This is a genomic window from Plantactinospora sp. BC1, from assembly GCF_003030345.1.
GTDB lineage: Bacteria > Actinomycetota > Actinomycetes > Mycobacteriales > Micromonosporaceae > Plantactinospora.
This window is the reverse complement of sequence record NZ_CP028158.1, coordinates 2,313,889-2,333,111: the sequence shown is the minus strand read 5'-3', so window position 1 is coordinate 2,333,111 and position 19,223 is coordinate 2,313,889. Positions and strand designations below refer to the sequence as shown.

General features: G+C 70.1%; 16 protein-coding genes, 1 tRNA gene, 1 other RNA gene and 1 pseudogene. 6 read left to right on the top strand and 13 right to left on the bottom strand.

Translation table 11 applies throughout. The features are described from left to right. Window positions 1-194: 194 nt before the first annotated feature. Complete coding sequence (gene leuA / locus C6361_RS09820) at window positions 195-1,949, top strand: 2-isopropylmalate synthase (protein ID WP_107267548.1); 1,755 nt, start codon at window positions 195-197, stop codon at window positions 1,947-1,949. Between the two features lie 148 nt (window positions 1,950-2,097). On the opposite strand, the gene C6361_RS09815 is transcribed toward leuA, so the two are convergent. Further along, the gene (locus C6361_RS09815; protein ID WP_107267547.1) at window positions 2,098-3,585 is read right to left on the bottom strand and encodes an MFS transporter; all 1,488 of its coding nucleotides are present in this window, start codon (window positions 3,583-3,585) and stop codon (window positions 2,098-2,100) included. Window positions 3,586-3,720: 135 nt separating this feature from the next. Between C6361_RS09815 and C6361_RS09810 the strand changes: the two genes are divergently transcribed. The 4 genes and pseudogenes from C6361_RS09810 (at window position 3,721) to C6361_RS09795 (ending at window position 6,129) form a co-directional block, all read left to right on the top strand. Then, complete coding sequence (locus C6361_RS09810) at window positions 3,721-4,356, top strand: HNH endonuclease family protein (RefSeq protein ID WP_107263728.1); 636 nt, start codon at window positions 3,721-3,723, stop codon at window positions 4,354-4,356. A 32-nt stretch (window positions 4,357-4,388) separates the two neighbouring features. After that, window positions 4,389-4,619, top strand: a pseudogene (locus C6361_RS09805) (hypothetical protein); the annotation flags it as partial. Window positions 4,620-4,705: 86 nt separating this feature from the next. Further along, window positions 4,706-5,260 carry a helix-turn-helix domain-containing protein gene (locus C6361_RS09800; protein ID WP_107257315.1) on the top strand — a complete coding sequence of 185 codons (555 nt, stop codon included), beginning with the start codon at window positions 4,706-4,708 and terminating at the stop codon, window positions 5,258-5,260. Then, on the top strand, window positions 5,257-6,129 hold the full coding sequence (locus C6361_RS09795; RefSeq protein WP_107267546.1) for an SRPBCC family protein: 873 nt from the start codon (window positions 5,257-5,259) through the stop codon (window positions 6,127-6,129). The genes C6361_RS09800 and C6361_RS09795 overlap by 4 nt, the downstream gene beginning before the upstream one ends. A 55-nt stretch (window positions 6,130-6,184) precedes the next feature. Here C6361_RS09795 and C6361_RS09790 read toward each other — a convergent pair whose 3' ends face one another. The 11 genes from C6361_RS09790 to ffs form a co-directional block, all read right to left on the bottom strand. After that, complete coding sequence (locus C6361_RS09790) at window positions 6,185-7,306, bottom strand: ABC transporter ATP-binding protein (protein WP_107267545.1); 1,122 nt, start codon at window positions 7,304-7,306, stop codon at window positions 6,185-6,187. Beyond that, window positions 7,303-8,436 (bottom strand): ABC transporter ATP-binding protein, encoded by a 1,134-nt coding sequence (locus C6361_RS09785; protein WP_107267544.1) that lies wholly within the window; start codon window positions 8,434-8,436, stop codon window positions 7,303-7,305. The genes C6361_RS09790 and C6361_RS09785 overlap by 4 nt, the downstream gene beginning before the upstream one ends. Window positions 8,437-8,442: 6 nt before the next feature. Continuing rightward, window positions 8,443-9,420: an ABC transporter permease gene (locus C6361_RS09780; RefSeq protein WP_107263727.1), complete on the bottom strand. Its 978-nt coding sequence runs from the start codon at window positions 9,418-9,420 to the stop codon at window positions 8,443-8,445. A 193-nt stretch (window positions 9,421-9,613) separates the two neighbouring features. Further along, a complete protein-coding gene (locus tag C6361_RS09770; protein ID WP_107257311.1) occupies window positions 9,614-10,618 on the bottom strand; it encodes an ABC transporter permease in 1,005 nt (334 codons plus the stop codon). A 114-nt stretch (window positions 10,619-10,732) separates the two neighbouring features. Continuing rightward, window positions 10,733-12,400, bottom strand: a complete 1,668-nt coding sequence (locus C6361_RS09765; RefSeq protein WP_107257310.1) for an ABC transporter substrate-binding protein — start codon at window positions 12,398-12,400, stop codon at window positions 10,733-10,735. Window positions 12,401-12,785: 385 nt separating this feature from the next. Beyond that, on the bottom strand, window positions 12,786-13,379 hold the full coding sequence (recR, locus tag C6361_RS09760) for a recombination mediator RecR (protein WP_107267542.1): 594 nt from the start codon (window positions 13,377-13,379) through the stop codon (window positions 12,786-12,788). A gap of 11 nt (window positions 13,380-13,390) precedes the next feature. Beyond that, window positions 13,391-13,699, bottom strand: a complete 309-nt coding sequence (locus C6361_RS09755) for a YbaB/EbfC family nucleoid-associated protein (RefSeq protein WP_234359584.1) — start codon at window positions 13,697-13,699, stop codon at window positions 13,391-13,393. Window positions 13,700-13,815: 116 nt separating this feature from the next. Beyond that, window positions 13,816-14,235, bottom strand: coding sequence for an RDD family protein (locus tag C6361_RS09750; protein WP_107267541.1), 420 nt, complete (start codon window positions 14,233-14,235; stop codon window positions 13,816-13,818). Window positions 14,236-14,296: 61 nt separating this feature from the next. After that, on the bottom strand, window positions 14,297-14,542 hold the full coding sequence (locus tag C6361_RS09745) for a hypothetical protein (protein ID WP_107267540.1): 246 nt from the start codon (window positions 14,540-14,542) through the stop codon (window positions 14,297-14,299). 144 nt (window positions 14,543-14,686) lie between these two features. After that, entirely contained in the window at window positions 14,687-17,302 is a 2,616-nt protein-coding gene (locus C6361_RS09740; RefSeq protein ID WP_107267539.1) for a DNA polymerase III subunit gamma and tau, read from the bottom strand. 211 nt (window positions 17,303-17,513) lie between these two features. Next, window positions 17,514-17,603, bottom strand: an RNA gene (gene ffs, locus C6361_RS09735) — signal recognition particle sRNA small type. Window positions 17,604-17,688: 85 nt separating this feature from the next. Here ffs and C6361_RS09730 point away from each other — a divergent pair. After that, a tRNA-Ser gene (locus C6361_RS09730) sits at window positions 17,689-17,773 on the top strand. A gap of 184 nt (window positions 17,774-17,957) precedes the next feature. Here the strand turns inward: C6361_RS09730 and C6361_RS09725 are convergent. Beyond that, entirely contained in the window at window positions 17,958-19,190 is a 1,233-nt protein-coding gene (locus C6361_RS09725; protein WP_107267538.1) for a Shedu anti-phage system protein SduA domain-containing protein, read from the bottom strand. Window positions 19,191-19,223: the final 33 nt, after the last annotated feature.

Sequence of the window (19,223 nt, the reverse complement as noted above, 5' to 3'; positions counted from 1 at the left end):
GCGACGAGGCTTCCCAGGCCGGCACCTCGTCGCGGAGTTGAAGCGCGCCGTCCTGCATTCCGGCCGGACCCCGTTGCGGCCAGCCTCTTTCCAAGATCCGACGCGCCGGTCCGACACCCGGATCCGGCTCGAAGATCTGACATCTCGATCTGACACTCGGCGCTCACGCCACATGACCACGGGAGCTTTCCGCCATGGCACAACCTGCCGGCACCACCACCGACGGTGATCCGATAGCCCGGCAGCGGCCCAGCCGCATGCCGTTCCAGCGTTACCAGCCCTACCACCAGCAGTTCGCGATCGACCTGCCCGACCGGCAGTGGCCGACCCGGCGCATCGAGGCGGCGCCCCGGTGGTGCGCGGTCGACCTACGCGACGGCAACCAGGCCCTGATCGACCCGATGTCGCCGGAGCGCAAGCGGCGGATGTTCCAGCTCCTGGTGCAGATGGGCTACAAGGAGATCGAGGTCGGCTTTCCGTCGGCCAGCCAGACCGACTTCGACTTCGTCCGGCAGCTGATCGAGCAGGACCTGATCCCGGAGGACGTCACCATCCAGGTGCTGACCCAGTGCCGGGAGCACCTGATCGACCGCACCTTCGAGGCGATCCGGGGTGCGCGGCGCGCGATCGTGCACTTCTACAACTCGACCTCGACGCTCCAGCGCCGGGTCGTCTTCGGGCTGGACCGGGCCGGGATCACCGACATCGCCACCTCCGGCGCCCGGCTGTGCCAGAAATACCACGAGATCCACGCCCCGGACACCGACGTCTTCTACGAGTACTCGCCGGAGTCCTACACCGGGACGGAACTCGACTACGCCCTGGAGGTCTGCGCCGCGGTGATCGAGGTCATCGACCCGACCCCGGACCGGCCGCTGATCATCAACCTGCCGGCGACCGTCGAGATGGCCACCCCGAACGTCTACGCCGACTCGATCGAGTGGATGCACCGCAACCTGCCCCGGCGCGAGAGCGTGATCCTCTCCCTGCACCCGCACAACGACCGGGGTACCGGGGTCGCCGCCGCCGAGCTGGGGCTGCTGGCCGGGGCCGACCGGGTCGAGGGCTGCCTCTTCGGCAACGGCGAGCGCACCGGCAACGTCGACCTGGTCACGCTGGGGCTGAACCTCTTCTCCCAGGGTGTCGACCCGGAGATCGACTTCTCCGACATCGACGAGATCAAGCGGGCCGTCGAGTACTGCAACCAGCTTCCGGTGCACGAGCGGCACCCGTACGCGGGTGACCTGGTCTACACCGCCTTCTCCGGTTCGCACCAGGACGCGATCAACAAGGGCTTCGACGCGCTGCACGCCGACGCGGAGGCCGCCGGGGTGCCGGTCGACCGGTTCGGCTGGGCGGTGCCCTACCTGCCGATCGACCCGAAGGACCTGGGCCGCACCTACGAGGCGGTGATCCGGGTCAACTCGCAGTCCGGCAAGGGCGGCGTGGCGTACATCATGAAGACGGAGCACCACCTGGACCTGCCCCGGCGGCTCCAGATCGAGTTCTCCGGGGTCGTGCAGCGGGTCACCGACGACGGCGGCGGCGAGGTGGAGCCGGGCCGGATGTGGCGGCTCTTCGCCGAGGAATACCTCGTCGACCAGCAGCGGGAGCCGGCGGTCCAGGTCGAGGGCTACACCATCGGCACCGCCGACGGCAAGGTCGAGATCGAGGTCGGCGCCCGGTTCGGCGGCGAGAGCCGGTCGCTCTCGGCAACCGGTAACGGCCCGATCGACGCGTACGTCAACGCGTTGCAGGCGCTCGACGTCCGGGTACGCGTCCTCGACTACCACGAGCACGCGATGTCCTCGGGCGGCGACGCCCAGGCCGCCGCGTACGTGGAGTGCGAGGTCGACGGCCGTACGGTCTGGGGTGTCGGTTCGGACCCCAACATCGTGACCGCCTCGGTGCGCGCGGTGACCAGCGCCGTCAACCGCGCCCTGCGCTGAGCCACCCGACCCACCGAGCCAGGGGTCACGCCCTGCCCTGAACAGCCGCGTCGTGCGGGCCGGACCGGTGATCCCGGCCGGCCCGCACGATCCGGCACGCCGCCGCCGACGTGCCCGCCCGATCCGGGGGGCACGCCTGTCGGCACCGCTACGAGCGACGCCGTCCCGCCGCCGACCGGTCCGCATTCCGGTCCGGTTCGTGCTGGTGGGTCGGGGGCGGCGGCAGGGACGGGCAGGGGCGGGACTTCTTCGGCTCCCGCTCCGGCCGGCGCACCGCCACGGCGGCGAGCAGCGCGCCGAGCACCATCAGCCCGGCGGACCAGAGCACCGCCTGCCGGTACGCCGGGGTGAGCTGGCCGGAGCGGGCGTATCCGCCGCCGGAGAGGCCGACCACCAGCGGCAGTGCGGAGACGGCGACCAGTCCGCCGACCCGGGACGCCGCGTTGTTGAAGCCGCTGGCCGCGCCGGCCAGCCGGTCCGGGGCGGCGGCGAGCACGGAGGCGGTCAGCGGGGCCACCACCAGGGTCATGCCGAGCCCGAAGAGGGTGATCCCGGGCAGGATGCCGGTCCAGTACGCCTCGCCCCGGCTCACCCCGTGCAGCAGGAAGAGCCCGGCGGCGGCGACCAGCGGGCCGACGGTGAGCTGTGGCCGTGGGCCGATCCGGGAGGCGAGCGCGCCGGAGCGGGCCGAGCCGACCAGCAGCAGTACGGTCATCGGCAGGGTCGCCAGGCCGGTTTCCAGGGCGGAGTAGCCGACGACGTTCTGGAGATAGACGGAGAAGAAGAAGGTGAGCCCGGTCAGCGCGGCGTAGACCAGCACGGTGTAGACGTTGAGCACCCCGAAGAGCCGGCTGGCGAAGAGGGTCGGCGGGAGCATCGCCCGCTCGCCCCGGTGCCGTTCGAGCAGCACGAACCCGACGGCTGCGGCGACTCCGAGTACGGCGGCGCCGACCACCTGCCCGGAACCGGGGCCGAGCTGCTGCGCCTCGATCAGCGCGTACGTGACGCCGGCCAGGCCGAGCGCGCCGAGCAGCGAGCCGGTCACGTCGAACCGGGCCGCCGGGGCGCCCTCGGCCCGGCTCTCCGGGGTCCAGCGCAGCGCGGCGAGGATCACGATCACCGCGAGCGGGAGGTTGAGGAAGAAGATCGCCCGCCAGGAGAGCGTGTCGATCAGCCAGCCGCCGAGGAACGGGCCGAGCGCGGTCGACACGCCGGCCAGGCCGGACCATGCGCCGATCACCCGGCCCCGCTCGTCCGGGTGGAAGCTGGACTGGAGCAGGGCGAGCGAGCCGGGGGTCAGCAGCGCACCGCCGAGTCCCTGGAGGAGGCGGGCCACGACCAGCCACTCGACGCTCTGCGCCGCGCCGCAGAGTACGGAGGCGGCGGTGAAGGCGAGCACTCCGGCGAGGAAGACCCTCCGTCGCCCGACCCGGTCGCCGAGCGCCCCGCCGAGCAGCACGAAGGCGGCCAGGGTCAGCAGGTAGCCGTTGAGCGTCCACTGTAGGCCGGCGGTGCTGGCGTGCAGTTCGGCGCCGAGGTGTGGCAGGGCCACGTTGACCACGGTGGCGTCCAGGAAGACCATGCCGGAGGCGACGACGGCGGCGAGCAGGGTGCCCCGGCCGGCCGTACTGGACATCCGCAATGGGGCTGACGAGTCACTCACGGTGTCAATCTGCCCTGCCTGTGTCGTAAGATGCCGCGAAACGCCGGAACCTGCGTCGGCTGCCCCGGCGCCGGTCTACACACCTCGCGAGCTGAAAGCGTGCCGTTCATCCGTACCAGATCACTAGCACGGTCGGGAACAGCGGCCGTGCTCGTCGGCCTGCTCGCGGCCGCCGCCGCCTGCGCCCCGGTCGAGAGCCCGGCACCGGAGCCGTCCGGGCCGGCCGACACCCAGGCCCAGCTCGACCAGCTCACCGTGGCGAGCGCGGGGTCGATGCGGGGCTACAGCCGGGAGCGTTTCCCGCACTGGCGCAACGCGGGCAAGAACTGCGACGTCCGGGACACCGTGCTCCAGCGGGACGGCACCGGCATCAAGCTCTCCGGGTGCAACGTGGTCGGTGGGCGCTGGTCGAGCCGGTACGACAAGCGAACCCTCGCCGACCCCTCGGACGTGGACATCGACCACATGGTGCCGCTGGCCAACGCCTGGCGGTCGGGTGCCGACGAGTGGGACGACGACAAGCGGGGCGACTTCGCCAACGACCTGGACCGGCCGCAGTTGGTGGCGGTCTCGGCGAGCTCCAACCGGGCGAAGGGTGACCAGGACCCGTCCCAGTGGAAGCCGTCGAACCGGGACGACTGGTGCCAGTACGCGGAGGACTGGATCGCGGTCAAGCACTACTGGCGACTCTCGGTGACCTCCGGCGAGAAGGCCGCGCTCGACGACATGCTGGGGAGCTGCTGATGGGCGAGACGGGAACCGCCGCGCAGAGCACCGACATCACCGCCGGCCCCGGTGGGGTGATGACCGACGAGGTCGGGGTGATCACCGGCGAGTTGACGCTCCGCACCGAGCTGGACGGGAAGGACGCCGTCCTGCGGGTGCAGTACAAGGACGCCGCCGAGTGGTACGCGGTCACCGGCGGGCGGGCGGCGCTGGCCGACCCGGCCGACCTGGTCGCGGTGCACACCGTCGCGGTCGGCCTGCTCAACCGCCCCGAGGGCTGACCCTCCACCGCCACGATCGGACCCCCGATCGGCTTTCGCGTGCCCGATTGACAAAATCAGTTTTTACGTACAGGATGATTTTTGCCATGAGAGACGTGATGTACCTGGAGCAGATCGAGCAGGCCGAGACCCTGCTCAAGCCGCAGCGCATCGAGGTGCTGCGGCAACTGGCCGAGCCGCGCACCTGCACCGAGGTGGCGAACCAACTCGGCCAGACCCCGCAGCGGGTCTACTACCACGTCAAGCGCCTGGTCGAGGCCGGCCTCGTCGACCAGGTCTCCGAGCGCAAGGTGCGGGGCATCTCCGAGGGGATCTACCAGGCGAGCGCCCGCTCCTACTGGCTCTCCCCCCGGCTGGTCGGCCGGCTCGGACTGCGCAAGGCGCAGGACGAGATGAGCCTCGGCTACCTGCTCAACCTGATGGAGGAGGTCCAGGCCGACATCGCCGCCCTCGACCGGACCGCCCCGGAGCTGCCGTCGATCGGCGTCTCCGGCGAGATCCGGGTGCCGGCGGAACAACGCCAACAGTTCCTCACCGACCTACAGACCGCACTGCAAGAGCTGTTCACCCGCTACGGCGGAGCCGAGGGCGACGCCTTCAAGCTCGCCGTCGCCTGCTACCCACATGGAGGCACCACATGACCGCACCGCTGAACCTCCGCGCCCGCGCCGCCGCCCCGGTGAAGACCGTCTGGCAGGCGCTGACCGACGCCGCCGAGCTGCGCGTCTGGCTCGCCGAGCACGCCGAGGTCGAGCTGCCGCACCGGTACGAGTTCTGGGGCCGGGACGTGCCCGAGGGCGACGCGCCACACCAGCGGCTGCGCCACGTCGGCGAGCAGAGTCTCCGGTTCGACTGGCTGCTGGACGGCGAGGAGACCAGCACCGAGATCACCCTGACCGAGGAGAGCCCGGACTCCACGATCATCTCGCTCTCCCAGACGCACTGGAGCTTCCAGGACGTGATGACCGGCGCGAGCATCCGGGGCGTGCTCCAGACGTACTGGTCACTGGCGATCGCCAACCTCGTCGACCACGTCGAGGGGCGGCCGCTCACCCCGAGGACCGACTTCACCTCGGCGACGCTCCGCGAGGAGATCGTCATCGACGCCTCCCCCGAGGCGGTCTACGAGTCGCTGACCGACTCGGCCAAGGCCAGCGAGTGGTTCGGCTACCCGATCGGGATCGAGCCCTTCGTCGGTGGCCGCTACGCGATGGGCGGCTTCGACAACAACCCCAACCCGGCCAAGGTGCTCGACCTGACCCCCGGCCGGGCGATGACCGTCGACTGGGGCCCGGCCGGGGTGGTGAGCTGGGAGCTGGAGGGCAGCGGAGGAAAGACCAAGCTCTCCTTCGTGCAGAGCGGCTTCGACCAGCCGCCGTACGCGGCCTGGACCGGGTGGCTCAGCGGCCTCGCCGAGCTGCGCCGCTATCACGAGCTGGCCGACTGGCGGCCGATCTGGGTCTACGACCCGACCGACAACGTGCCGGCCGAGGCCCACGCGGAAAGCTGACAGCGCGACACGACAGCCCCGGCCCGCCAGCTACCCCGGGCCGGGGTTGTCGTGTTCAGACGAACGAGCCCGGCTCGCTCGGCGCGGAGACCACGCCCGGCGCCTCGCCCTCGTCCTCCGGCCGGACGATCTGCACGCTCACCTTGTGCGGCCGGATCTCGCCGCTGGCGATCTGCTCCGCCCAGTGGCAGGCCACCCGGCTCTCGCCGATCGCCCGCAGCACCGGCCGTTCGTCGGCGCACCGGGTCGGCTGCGCCCAGGGGCAGCGGGTGTGGAAGCGGCAGCCGGCCGGCGGGTTGGCCGGCGACGGCAGGTCACCGGCGAGCAGGATCCGCTCCCGGCGGTCCTCCAGCTCCGGGTCCGGCACCGGCACCGCCGACATCAGCGCCCGGGTGTACGGGTGCAGCGGCTCGCGGTAGAGCCGGTCGCTCGGCGCCTCCTCCACCAGAGCGCCGAGATACATCACGCCGACGACGTCGGAGATGTGCCGGACCACCGCGAGGTCGTGCGCGATCACCAGATAGGTCAGCCCCAGCTCGTCCTGTAGCTCGTCGAGCAGGTTCACCACCTGGGCCTGGATCGAGACGTCCAGCGCCGAGACCGGCTCGTCGGCGACGATCAGCTCGGGGCCGAGCACCAGGGCCCGGGCGATCCCGATGCGCTGCCGCTGCCCGCCGGAGAACTCGTGCGGATAGCGGGACAGCGCCCACTTCGGCAGCCCGACCGCGTCCAGCGTCTTGGTGATGATGTCCCGCCGGGCGGCCCGGTCGGCGCCGATCCCGTGCGCCTGCAACCCCTCGACCAGGATCGACTCGACGTTCTGCCGGGGGTCCAGACTGGACATCGGGTCCTGGAAGATCATCTGCATCCGGCGGCGCATCGCCCGGAGCCGGTTCGGCGGCAGCCCGGTCAGCTCGACGCCGTCGAAGTTCACCTGCCCGCCCGTCGGCCGGGTCAACTGGAGCAGCGCCCGGCCGAGCGTCGACTTGCCGCAGCCCGACTCGCCGACCAGCCCGTACGTCCTGCCGCGCGGGATGGAGAGGTCGACCCCGTCCACCGCCTTGACGTGCCCGACGACCCGGTCGAAGAGCACGCCCCGGGTGATCGGGAAGTGCACCTTCAGATCCCGGACCTCGACCAGGTTGCCGGACTGCCCGGTGGCCTTCACGTCGGTCATGCCGACTCCTCCTCGCGCGTGGCGGGCAGCTTCGCCTGCTCGTCCACCGGTACCGGCACATCCTCGGGCGTCGTCGCCGTCGCCTGCGCCGGAATCACACCCGCCACCTCCGGCTCCGCCGCCTTCGGCGAAGCCGGCGCGGTCGAGGCCGATCCGAGCGGCGGCACCGGGTTGACACACCGGTACGTGCGATCGGTGTGGGTCAGCGCGAGCTGCGGCGGCTGGCCGAGGCACGCCTCCACCTGCCGATCGCAGCGGGGCGCGAAGGCGCAGCCGTCGGCCCAGGGGAGCACGTCCCGGACCGAGCCGGGGATCGGGGAGAGCCGCTCGCCCCGGCCGGCGTCCAGTCGCGGGATCGACCTGAGCAGCCCCACCGTGTACGGGTGCCTCGGCTCGGCGAAGAGCGGCTTGCGTCGGGCCGTCTCCACCACCCGGCCCGCGTAGAGCACGTTGACGGTGTCGCACATCCCGGCGACCACCCCCAGGTCATGCGTGATCATGACCAGGGCGGTACCGGAGTCGCGTACCAGATCCTTCAGCAGCTCCAGGATCTGCGCCTGGATGGTCACGTCGAGCGCCGTGGTGGGCTCGTCGGCGATCAGCAGCCGGGGCCGGCAGGCCACCGCGATCGCGATCAGCGCCCGCTGGCGCATCCCGCCGGAGAGCTGGTGCGGATATTCCTTGAGCCGGCGGTTCGGGTCCGGGATGCCGACCCGGTCCAGCAGGTCGGCGGCCTCCTTGCGGGCCGCGTCACCGCTGAGCCCACGGTGCCGGGCGAGTACCTCGGTCACCTGCCGGCCGATCGGGATGACCGGATTCAGCGAGGAGAGCGGGTCCTGGAAGATCATCGCGATGTCCCGGCCTCGGATGTCCCGCATCGCCCGCCGGTCCACCCGGAGCAGGTCGGTGCCGTCGAACGAGGCCCGGCCCTCGACCGAGATCCCGGGCTGCCGGGGCAGCAGCCCCATCAGCGCCAGCGAGGTGACGCTCTTGCCGCAGCCGGACTCGCCGACCAGACCGACGACCTCGCCCGCGTCCACCGAAAAGGAGACCCCGTCGACCGCCCGCACCGTACGCTTCCCGCGCTGGCGGAACGTGACGGAGAGATCGTCCACATCAAGCAGTGCCATGACAGATCACTTCCGCAGCTTCGGGTCGAGGGCCTCACGCATCGCCTCACCGAGCAGGGTGAAGCCCAGCGCGGTGATGATGATCGCCACCGCCGGATAGATCGCCAGCGCCGGCCGGATGCCCAGGTACGGCTGCGCGTCGGCGAGCATCACGCCCCACTCGGGAATCGCCGTGTCCGGGTTGCCGAGACCGAGGAAGGAGAGCGCGGCCGCCTCGATGATCGCGGTGGCCAGGGTCAGCGTCGCCTGCACGATGACCGGGGCCAGCGAGTTCGGCAGCACGTGGCCGAGTGCGATCTTGGATCGGCGTACCCCGAGCGAGGTCGCGGCGAGCACGTAGTCGCTGTTCGCCTGGGCGATCATCGCGCCGCGCAGCAGCCGGGCGAAGACCGGAACCGAGACCACACCGACCGCGATCATCACGGTGGTGAGGCTGGCGCCGAGCAGCGCCGCGATGCTGACCGCGAGCAGCAGGCTGGGCAGCGCCAGCATCATGTCGACGATCCGCATCAGGGTGGTGTCGACCCAGCGCCCCCAACGCCCGCCGAGCCCGGCGGCGGCACCGGCCACGCCGCCGACCAGGGCGCCGATCGCCAGACCGATCAGCGTGGAGACGACGCCGACCAGCAGGGTCTGCCGGGCTCCGACGATCAGCCGGCTGAACTCGTCCCGGCCCTGGTGGTCGAAGCCGAGCCAGTGGTCACCGGTCGGGCCGGGGATGATGCCCTGCCCCGACTTGACCAGACCTTCCCGGATCCCGACGGTGTCGGTCGGCCCGTACGGCACGAAGAACGGCCCGACGATCGCGACCAGCAGGAAGATGCCGAGTACGACAGTGCCGACGATCGCGGCCGGGTTGCGCCGGAGCCGGCGGAACGCCTCCTGCCAGAGGCTGACACCGCGCTCCTCGTCCCGGGCGGCGGAGAGTTCGCCGAGCCGGTCGAGCTTCTCGGCCTTTTTCCTGGCCCGTTCGGTGATCGTCATCGGGCCCACCATCCGTTCGCGGCTGCCGTGCTCACGCGCTGCGTCAATGTCCTCATGGGAGCAAGCTCACTCCTCGCGCTCACCGGAGCTTGCCCTCTGCTCGCGACTGCGGGGCTCGCAAGCTCACTCCTCGCGCTCACCGGAGCTTGCCCTCTGCTCGCGACTGCGGGGCTCGCAAGCTCACTCCTCGCGCTCACCGGACCCTCACTCTCGGGTCGATCAGGCTGTAGGAGAGGTCGACCAGCAGGTTCACCAGTACGAAGAGCACGGCAATGATCATGATGAAGCCCATCAGCACCGGATAGTCCCGCTGGCTGATCGAGTCGGCGATGAACGCCCCGATGCCGCTGAACGCGAAGACGGTCTCGGTGAGTACCGCGCCGGAGAGCAGGCCGCCGGTGAGCAGGCCGATCGTGGTGGCCACCGGCAGCATGGCGTTGCGCAGCACGTGCCGGCGGCGTACCACCCGCTCGGTCAGGCCCTTGGCCTCGGCGGTCCGGACGAAGTCCTCGCCGAGCACCTCCAGCACGCTCGCCCGGGTGATCCGGACGATGATCGCCAACGGGATGCTGGCCAGGGCGAGACCCGGCAGCACGAGGTGCCAGAGCGCGTCGGCGGCGGCGTCCCACTCGCGGGTGAGTAGTCCGTCCAGGACGAAGAAGTTGGTGATCCGGGTCGCGTCGATGGTCGGATCCTGCCGGCCGCTGGCCGGGAAGAGGTGCAGGTTCTCCGCGAAGATCGCCTTCAGCACGTACGCCAGGAAGAAGACCGGGATGCAGACCCCGATCAGCGATCCGGCCACCGAGACGTGGTCGAGGAGCCGGCCGCGACGGCGGGCGGCGAGGTAGCCGAGCGGGATGCCGACCGCGATCGCGATGATCAACGCGGTGACGGCCAGTTCGACGGTACCCGGAAAGCGTTGCAGGAACTCGGTGGTCACCTCGCGCTTGGTCGAGATCGAGGTGCCCAGGTCGAGCCGGAACATGCGCTGCATGAACCGGCCGTACTGCACCAGGATCGGCTCGTCCAGTCCGAGGTTGTCCCGGATCGCGGCGCGCATCTCCGGGGTGCCGCGCTCACCGAGGATCGCGGTCTCCGGGCCGCCGGGCAGCCGGTGCAGCCAGATGAACAACAGGATGGAGAGCCCGAAGAGCGCGGGTATCAGCTGCAACAGGCGTCTGACGATGAACCGGAACACTGGCGGCCTCTGGCGGGGTGCGGAGGGTCGCGCGGGCGGGCGCTCGGCTGATCTCCGACCGGGGTCTACCGGCCGGGATCAGGGCGCGCCCGCCCGCGATCCCTTTTCTCTATGTCAGGACTTGAACTCGGCGGTGGCGAACCGCTCGTCGGTGAGCGGGCTCGCCTTGACGCCGGTCACGTCCTTACCGAACACGATCGCCGGCGGCGAGTGCGAGATCGGCACACCCGGCAGGAACTTCATGATCTCGGTGTTGAGCTCCTTGTAGAGCTCGTACCGGGCGGCGGCGTCCGCGGTGGTGTCGGCCTTCTTGAACAGGTCGAACAGCGCCTGGTTGTTGAAGCCCCACTCCGGCTTCGGCCGGTCGAAGAAGGTGCCGATGAAGTTGTAGCCGTCGCCGTAGTCACCGGTCCAACCCAGGAAGTGCAGGTCGTGCGCGGTGCCCGTACCGGTGGCGTTGAGGTAGTCCGGGGTCCACTTCAGCGGAATCGGCTGAATCTTGATGCCGACCGCCTGGAGGTCCGCCGAGAGAAGCTCGAAGAGGTCCTTCGGGTTCGGCATGTACGGCCGGGTGACCTCGGTCGGGTAGTGGAACCGCAGCGTCAGGTTGCTGGCGCCGGCCTCGGCGAGGAGCTGCTTGGCCTTCTCCACGTTGTAGTCGTACGTGGGAACCTGCGGGTTCCAGCCCTCGACCGTGTCCGGCATGAACTGGGTGGCGACCTTGGCGCCCGGAGGCAGCTTCGAGTCGACCAGCGCCTGCCGGTTCAGGGCGTGCGCGATCGCCTGCCGGACCCGGATGTCGGCGAGCTTCGGGTTGCCGCCGGTCTGGTTCATCGCCAGGTAGAGGACGTTGAACGCCGGGCGGGTCAGCATGTTGAAGCCCTCGTTCTTCAACGGCTCCACGTCCGCCGGACCGACCAGGTCGTAGCCCTGGATGTCCCCGGAGCGCAGCGCCTGCTTGCGGGCGTTCTCGTCCGAGATGGTCTTGAAGATGAGGGTCTTCAGCTTGGCCTTCTGCGCGCCGCTGTATTCCTCGTTCCGCTCCAGGGTCAGCGTCTTGTTCGCGACGTCCCAGGACTTGAACTTGAACGGCCCGGTGCCGGTCGGGTGCTCCATCGCGTACGACGGGTACTGGATGTTGTCGGCGCTGCCGCCGATGGTGCTGGCCTGGTACTGCTCCAGCGCCTTCGGGCTGTGGATGGAGAACGACGGCAGCATCAGCGCGGCCGGGATCTTGCTGGAGACGCGGCTGAAGGCGAGGTCGACGGTGGTCGCGTCCTTCGCCGTGCAGGACTTGAAGAGGCTCTCCGGCAGGTCCTTGCGCTCGTTGGCGGCGAAGCCACCCATCACGTCCTGCCAGTACGGCGTGACGTCGGGGCTCTGCATCAGGCCCTTGGCGTTGTACCAGCGGTTGAAGTTGACGCAGACCGCTTCGGCGTTGAAGTCGGTGCCGTCGTGGAACTTCACACCCGAGCGGAGCTTGAAGGTCCAGACCGTGCCGGTCGCGTCCGGGGTCCAGCTCTCGGCCAGACCCGGCGTGATCTTGGTGCCACCCTCCTCGGGGCGGACCAGCGTCTCGAAGACCTGACGGGCGACCCGCAGTGACTCGCCGTCACTGGCCAGGCTGGGGTCGAGCACCTTCGGGTCACCGGCCACGCCGAAGACCAGGGTGTCCTTCTGGCTTGCGCCCGAATCGCCGCGGTCGCTCTCGGCACAGCCGGCTACCGCGAGGGCCGCGACCGCTACGGCCGCGATGGCGACCTTCGGTCTTGGTGCACGCATGGTGCTTCACCTCGTCCTGTGGATACGACAAACGCGGTGACGGGGGCCACCGATGGCGAGACATTAGCCGCCGGGCGGACCGGGCGGAAACGGGCCGCGAATGGGTTGGTACCGGATCGTGTCTTAAGCGTCATGACACCGGCGACAGAGCGTCGCGCATGGTCGACAATCGTGGCGTTTGTCCGGATCTGGCTATGCGAATTTGTTACATCGTCCGTCGGGTTGATCCCCACCGATGTCAGAGATACGGCGGTCTCCGACGGCCCGGAACCGCGCCCGGACGAAGCCGGTCGAAGGCAGCACGAGGCCGGCCCCAGCCGGGACGGGGATCCGAGAAAGCTGGACGGCGGACGGCGGACGGCTCGGCGGAATGCCGGACGGCCGGTCAGACGGCGCGGCGGCCCTCGAAGGCCCGGCCCAGGGTGATCTCGTCGGCGTACTCCAGGTCGCCGCCGACCGGCAGGCCGCTGGCGAGCCGGGTCACCGAGATGCCCATCGGCTTGACCATCAGGGCCAGGTAGGTCGCGGTGGCCTCACCCTCGGTGTTCGGATCCGTGGCCAGGATCAGCTCGCGGACCGAGCCTGTGCCGAGCCGGACCAGCAGTTCGCGGATCCGCAGGTTGTCGGGGCCGACACCCTCCAGCGGATTGATCGCGCCGCCGAGCACGTGGTAGCGGCCCCGGAACTCGCCGGTCCGCTCGATCGCCACCACGTCCTTGGGCTCCTCGACCACGCAGAGCACCTCTTCGGTACGGCGTGGATCACGGCAGACCCGGCACTGCTCGGACTCGGCGACGTTGTAGCAGACGGTGCAGAACCGCACCAGCTCCTTGACCCGGCGCAGCGCGGTCGCCAGCCGGGTGACGTCGGCCGGATCGGCCGAGAGCACGTGGAACGCGATCCGCTGGGCACTCTTCGGACCGACCCCCGGCAGGCGCCCCAACTCGTCGATCAGATCCTGGATCGCACCCTCGTACATCGCGGGGTGGCTCAGAAACCGGGCAGGCCGAGGCCGCCCATGCCGCCGGTGACCGGGCCCATCTTCTCCTCGGTCAGCCTGCGTACCTCGTCGTGGGCGTTGTGCACGGCCGCGAGTACGAGATCCTCCAGGGTCTCCACGTCCTCCGGGTCGACCGCCTTCGGATCGATCTTGATGGCCTTGACCTCGCCGGCACCGGAGATGGTCACGGTGACCAGCCCACCCCCGGCCGTACCGGTGAGTTCCGCCTCGGCCAGCTCCGCCTGCGCGGCGGCGAGCTGCTGCTGCATCTTCTGCGCCTGCTTCATCATCTGCTGCAGGTTGGGCTGTCCACCCGGGCGCACGGCGACTCCTCGGTTGCGGAAACTGGTCGCGTCCAGCCTAGTCCGGCCGGCCGCGGGCGCTTCGACGGCCCGCGACCGGCCGGCGCGTCGTCTCAGCCGACGACCACGGTCCTCATGATCTTGTCGGCGATGGTCTGCCGCTTGGCGTCCCAGAGCGGGAAGAGGTAGCCGATGTAGCAGATGATGCCGTCGACGAAGTGCGCCAGGTCCCGCAGGAACGCCTTGCCGGCACCGATCGGTTCCCCGGCCGTCGCGTCGATCAGCCGGATGGCCAGCGCCCGCTTGCCCCAGCTCTGCCCGGTCCTGCCGGTCATGTACCACCGGTTGTAACCCCAGAGCGCGAGCGCCAGCGCCACGAAGACCCAGTAGAGCGGGCCCTCACCGGTGACCTCGCCCGTCTCCGCGTCCACGCCCGAGCGGTCGAAGACCGCGGCGACGATGTAGAGCGGCAGGACCACGAGCTGGTCGATGATGTGGGCGCCGAACCGCGGCCCCCAGGTGGCGTACTTCAAGTAGTGCTCCTCGAAACGAAGGGTGTGGAAGAAACGAAGGGTGTGGAAGAAGGGTCGTGGCTCAGCCCAGGCCGAGCCGGTGTAGCTGGGACAGCCAACTCGCGCCGGCGAGCAGGCCGGCGCCCCATCCCGTACGCCGCCGTGCCCGGTCGGACCAACCCACCGGCGGCGGCAGTACGCCGGACGCCCGCAGGAGGAGCAACGGCGGCACGGCGGCGGTGAGCACCGCCAGGCCGACGATCAGCGGGTTGGCCGCCACGCCCAGACCGAACACGCCGAGCCGCTCGGGTACCGAGAACTCGCGCACACCACACTCACAGCAGAATCACAGAAAACCGGGACGGGCGACCGATGGTAGGAGATCGTCGATCATGACGGCGTCCGGTTTTCCGGCGGGTGCCGGGAGCCGACGGTCGAGTTCCGGTGGCCGGTCGGCCGAAGGGGGGCGTCGCTACTTGAGGTCGACCTCGCCGATCCGCTCCGCGCCGAGGGTCTGCTGCAACAACTGCACCGCCTGCTGCTCACTGGTCTGCCGGGCGGTCCGCTCGTCGATCACCTCGTCGAGGGGCTCGTCCCCGGGGTCGAAGCCCTCGTAGCCGATCGTCGCCGTCGACGGGCGCGGGCTGTCGTAGTCGGGGTCGTAGGGCGGCTCGCCGGCCCAGTCCCGGTCCGCCGTCCGCTCCGGCGCCGGGGCCGGTTTCGGTCCACGGCCGGCCGCCGCCGCCCGGGCCGCCGCGAGCCCGGAACTGACCGCGCCACCGCCGGGTCCCGCACCGGTACGCCCACCGTTCGGCACACCGACGCCGCTGCCGCCCGAGCCATGACCGCCCGACACTCCGCTACCGACGGCGGCGCTGTTGCCGGCGGACGCGCTCTTACCGACGGACGCGCTCTTACCGACGGACGCGCTCTTACCGGCGGAGGCGCTGTTGCCGGCGCCCGTGGCCCCGGGGCCACCGCCCGGTGCGGTGCTGCCGTTGGTACGGCTGCCGGCGCCGCCGGTCGAGCCACCGCCGACGGCCGGCGTGCCGGTGCCACCGGGGGACGACGCCGCTGCGGGTGTCGCGCCTGTCGTGGCGGCGGCAGCGGTGCCGCCCGGCGGCGTCGGCTCGGGCCAGTCGTCGTCGGCCGCCGCACCGGGTGCGACACCACCGGGTCGGGCCGGCTCCGGCCAGTCGTCGTCATCGGCGCTGGACGGCGTCGAACCGCCCGCGCCGGAGGGTCCGGTCGTGCGCTCCCGGCCGCCGCTCGCGCCCCGGCCACCACCGGACGGGGCCGAGCCGTTGCCGCCCCGGGGCGGGGTGCCGTTCGCGGCCGGTCCGCTGCCGGTCGACTGGCGGGGCGGGGCGGTCGGCGCCGGCCCGCGCTGCTCGCCGGCCACCTCGCACCGGATCTGCCAACGCCCGCCCAACTCCTCGTAGAGGGCGTCGGTGAGCACACTGGCGGAGTTGGCGAGCATCTGGGCGAGTACCGGAGACTTGACGGTCAACACCAGGGTGTCACCGTCGAGGTCGCGTACGACCGCGTCGCGCATCAGGGCGGCGATCCGCTTGTTGCTCCGGTTGACCATGCCGACGACCTCGCCCCAGACCCGGCGTACGGCGGCGGCGTCGAGTTCGCCCGTCGGCTCGGCACCGGCCGGCATCGGATCCGGGGTGGCCGGGTCGGGCATCACCGCCTCCGGCGGGACCGGCCGCCGGGCCGGTGGCTCCGGCCGCTCCTCAGCCGGAACGGCGGGCGCCTGGCTGGGCCCGGATGCGGTGGTTTCGCGTACCTGCGGAGGGGGAGCGACCGGCGCGGCGCTGGCGGCGGCCGGCGGTGCGGGAGTGGGCGCGGGGGGCGTGCCCGGGTCTGCGGCGGCGGCCGGCGGGCGGATCGGGGCGGCGGCCGGGGCCGCGTCACCGGAGAGGGTGAGCCGGCGCTCCATGCGTTCGAGGCGTTGCAGCAGGCTGCCGGTGGAGTCCTCGGCGCCGGGCAGCAGCATCCGGGCGCAGATCAGTTCGAGCAGCAGCCGGGGGGCGGTGGTGCCGCGCATCTCGACCAGGCCGTTGTGCACGATGTCGGCGCAGCGGGACAGTGTGGCGGGGCCGAGCCGTTCGGCCTGGGCGGCCATCCGCTCGATCTGGTCGGCCGGGCCGTCGATCAGGCCCTTGGCGACCGCGTCCGGCACCTGGCGCATGACGATCAGGTCGCGGAGCCGTTCGAGCAGGTCGGAGGCGAACCGGCGGGGGTCGTGCCCGGCCTCGGCGACCCGGTCGATGGTGGCGTACGCGGCGGCACCGTCCCCGGCGGCGAGCGCGTCGCACATCTCGTCGATCAGGGCCGCGTCGGTCACCCCGAGCAGGGCGACCGCGCGGGCGTAGCTGACCCCCTCGGGGCCGGCACCGGCGATAAGTTGGTCGAGCACCGAGAGCGAGTCCCGGGCGCTCCCGCCGCCGGCCCGGACGACGAGCGGGAAGACCGCCGGCTCGATCTTGACGCCCTCGGCCGAGGCGAGCTGCTCCAGGTACGGCCGGAGCACGCCCGGAGGAATCAGCCGGAACGGGTAGTGGTGGGTCCGCGACTTGATCGTGCCGAGGACCTTCTCCGGCTCGGTGGTGGCGAAGATGAACTTGACGTACTCCGGCGGCTCCTCGACCAGCTTCAGCAGGGCGTTGAAGCCCTGGGTCGAGACCATGTGCGCCTCGTCGATCACATAGATCTTGAAGCGGCTGCTGGCCGGGGCGAAAAAGGCACGTTCGCGCAGTTCACGGGCATCGTCGACACCGCCGTGGCTGGCCGCGTCGATCTCGATCACGTCGATCGAGCCGGCCCCGTCGGCGGCCAGGCTCTTGCACGAGTCGCAGACGCCACAGGGCTCCGGGGTCGGCCCCTGCTCGCAGTTGAGCGAACGGGCCAGGATCCGGGCGCTGGAGGTCTTGCCGCAGCCACGGGGACCGGAGAAGAGGTAGGCGTGGTTCAACCGACCGGTACGCAGCGCCTGGGACAGCGGCTCGGTGACGTGCTCCTGGCCGATCACCTCGGCGAACGTGCGGGGCCGGTACTTGCGGTAGAGCGCCAGTGCCACTCGTCCCGCCTCCTCTCGACCGGGCCATTCTCCACCCGCCGCCGCGCTGCCGAGTGCCAAGGTTGTCACGCGCGCCCGACGATTTCCACCGCCACCGGCCACCGGACGGTTGAGCGGCGGGCAATCACGGGAGGCAGGTGGCGTCTCGACCGGCCGGTCGGACCGAGGCGGCGGTCCCGGGCTGGTCAGGGACCACTCGTGGGGGGGAAGACAAGGCCCCCCGTGCACCCGCCAGAGCTCGCTTATCCTTGCTGCCTTCCGGCCCTGGGGAGGTTCACGAGGTGACGCCACACGGGGGGTGCCGCCAAGTGTACCCGGCCCGCTCCGGGATCTTCGGGGGGACCGGCGGGGTGGGCAGGCGGCGGGCAGCCTGTATCCTGTCGGACGGAGGATTCGCCTAGAGGCCTAGGGCGCACGCTTGGAAAGCGTGTTGGGTTAACACCCTCACGAGTTCGAATCTCGTATCCTCCGCTCGCCTGAGCAGCAGAAACGTCGAGGCCGGCCCCGCACGGGACCGGCCTCGACGTCACTCTGAGCACTCTCGTCTCAATTTCCGTCTCAGTTGTCCGGTTCGAGTCAGTCGACCGCCTGCTTGGTCTGGCATCCCAGGAGACAAGCGCCCAGGAGAGTGGATCTCCGCCGAACGGTGCCAACGTCAGGGGGACGGCACAGAGGCCACCCCGACGGACCCGCCAAGGCTGCGCTCGGCATTGTCGACAAGCTCCTTGTAGGTGAGGACCTCCACACGGCTCAGATGCGTGTTGAGAGTCCGTAGCGTCTCGTTAATCTCGTCTTCCGGCACCTCCGACTGCAACGCCGGATGCCCGATCAGCACCAGCGCGCTCGCCCGGCGAGTCTCTACCCCAAAATCACGACGGATACGTTCCCGATTCTCATCCAAGCCGACCAGGTAGTTCACTGCCTGCCCGACAGCGTCGTGCACCTTCCCCGACGGCACCCACGCGTTCCGATGCCGCTTCACTAATGGACCGCTCAAATTCATCGACAGCTTCAGTTCAACCACATGCAGGGCACCGTCACCGCGAATCAGCGGTATATCGACTTCGTCACCGGGTACCAGCCTACGGTGTGCGGCCTCCCCAATAAATCTCCCACCGAAAATCCAGTGCTGCCCTTCGAGGGCTCGTTGAAGGTCAAGCTCGGAAGCGCGCCGGTCCTCAACAACCCTACGCAAGCCTCTCAGGTCAGACGCACGCCGCTGAAGTTCTGCGGCACCAAATATCAGCTGCCCGTTCCTATCTGCGGCAAGTACCGCCAGGGCTTCAGGAGACATGGCTAGCTCTCGGGCAATTATCTCGACGTCCTCTACATCGATCCTTTTACCTCGGAGGACCTGCTCTAGCCACAAAGACAGCTCCGCTTGTCCACGAACAATGCGATAACGGCCTGGCCGATCGACTGGCGCATGAAGGAATTGAGCATCCTTCCCTATGCCCCGCATGTGCTCTATCACCTCCTCCACACTAGCCTCAGGATTCTTGCTCAGATAATTCGCGCCTTCATCTGCGGCAATTTGAAATGCCCCCCTCAAAGATCCCCCCAATGCATCTCGGAGATGCCTATCGCGGTCCGCTCCATCCTGAAAGAGTCGATATCGTTCCTCGAACTCAGGCTTCAGGATCCGCCCTTCCGCGTAATCGATTGAGTCTAGAACCAGCCGTACCACCTGCCATTCGGCAGCAGCAGCCGCCTCGTCACGAGCCTCTCCTAGAAGTGTTAGCAACTGCCGCCCGCCTCGGCGATTCCGGCCTCCACCAGCAATGTGCGCTAACACCGCCGAAAGGGCAGTCTTGACCTCTTGCCGCTCCGCTACCTTTTCGATTTGCCGCAACTGCAGCTCAAGTGCCCAGTCGGATCTAACTTCCATGGCGCTGATTATGCCGGAAGGGTGCGACACCGC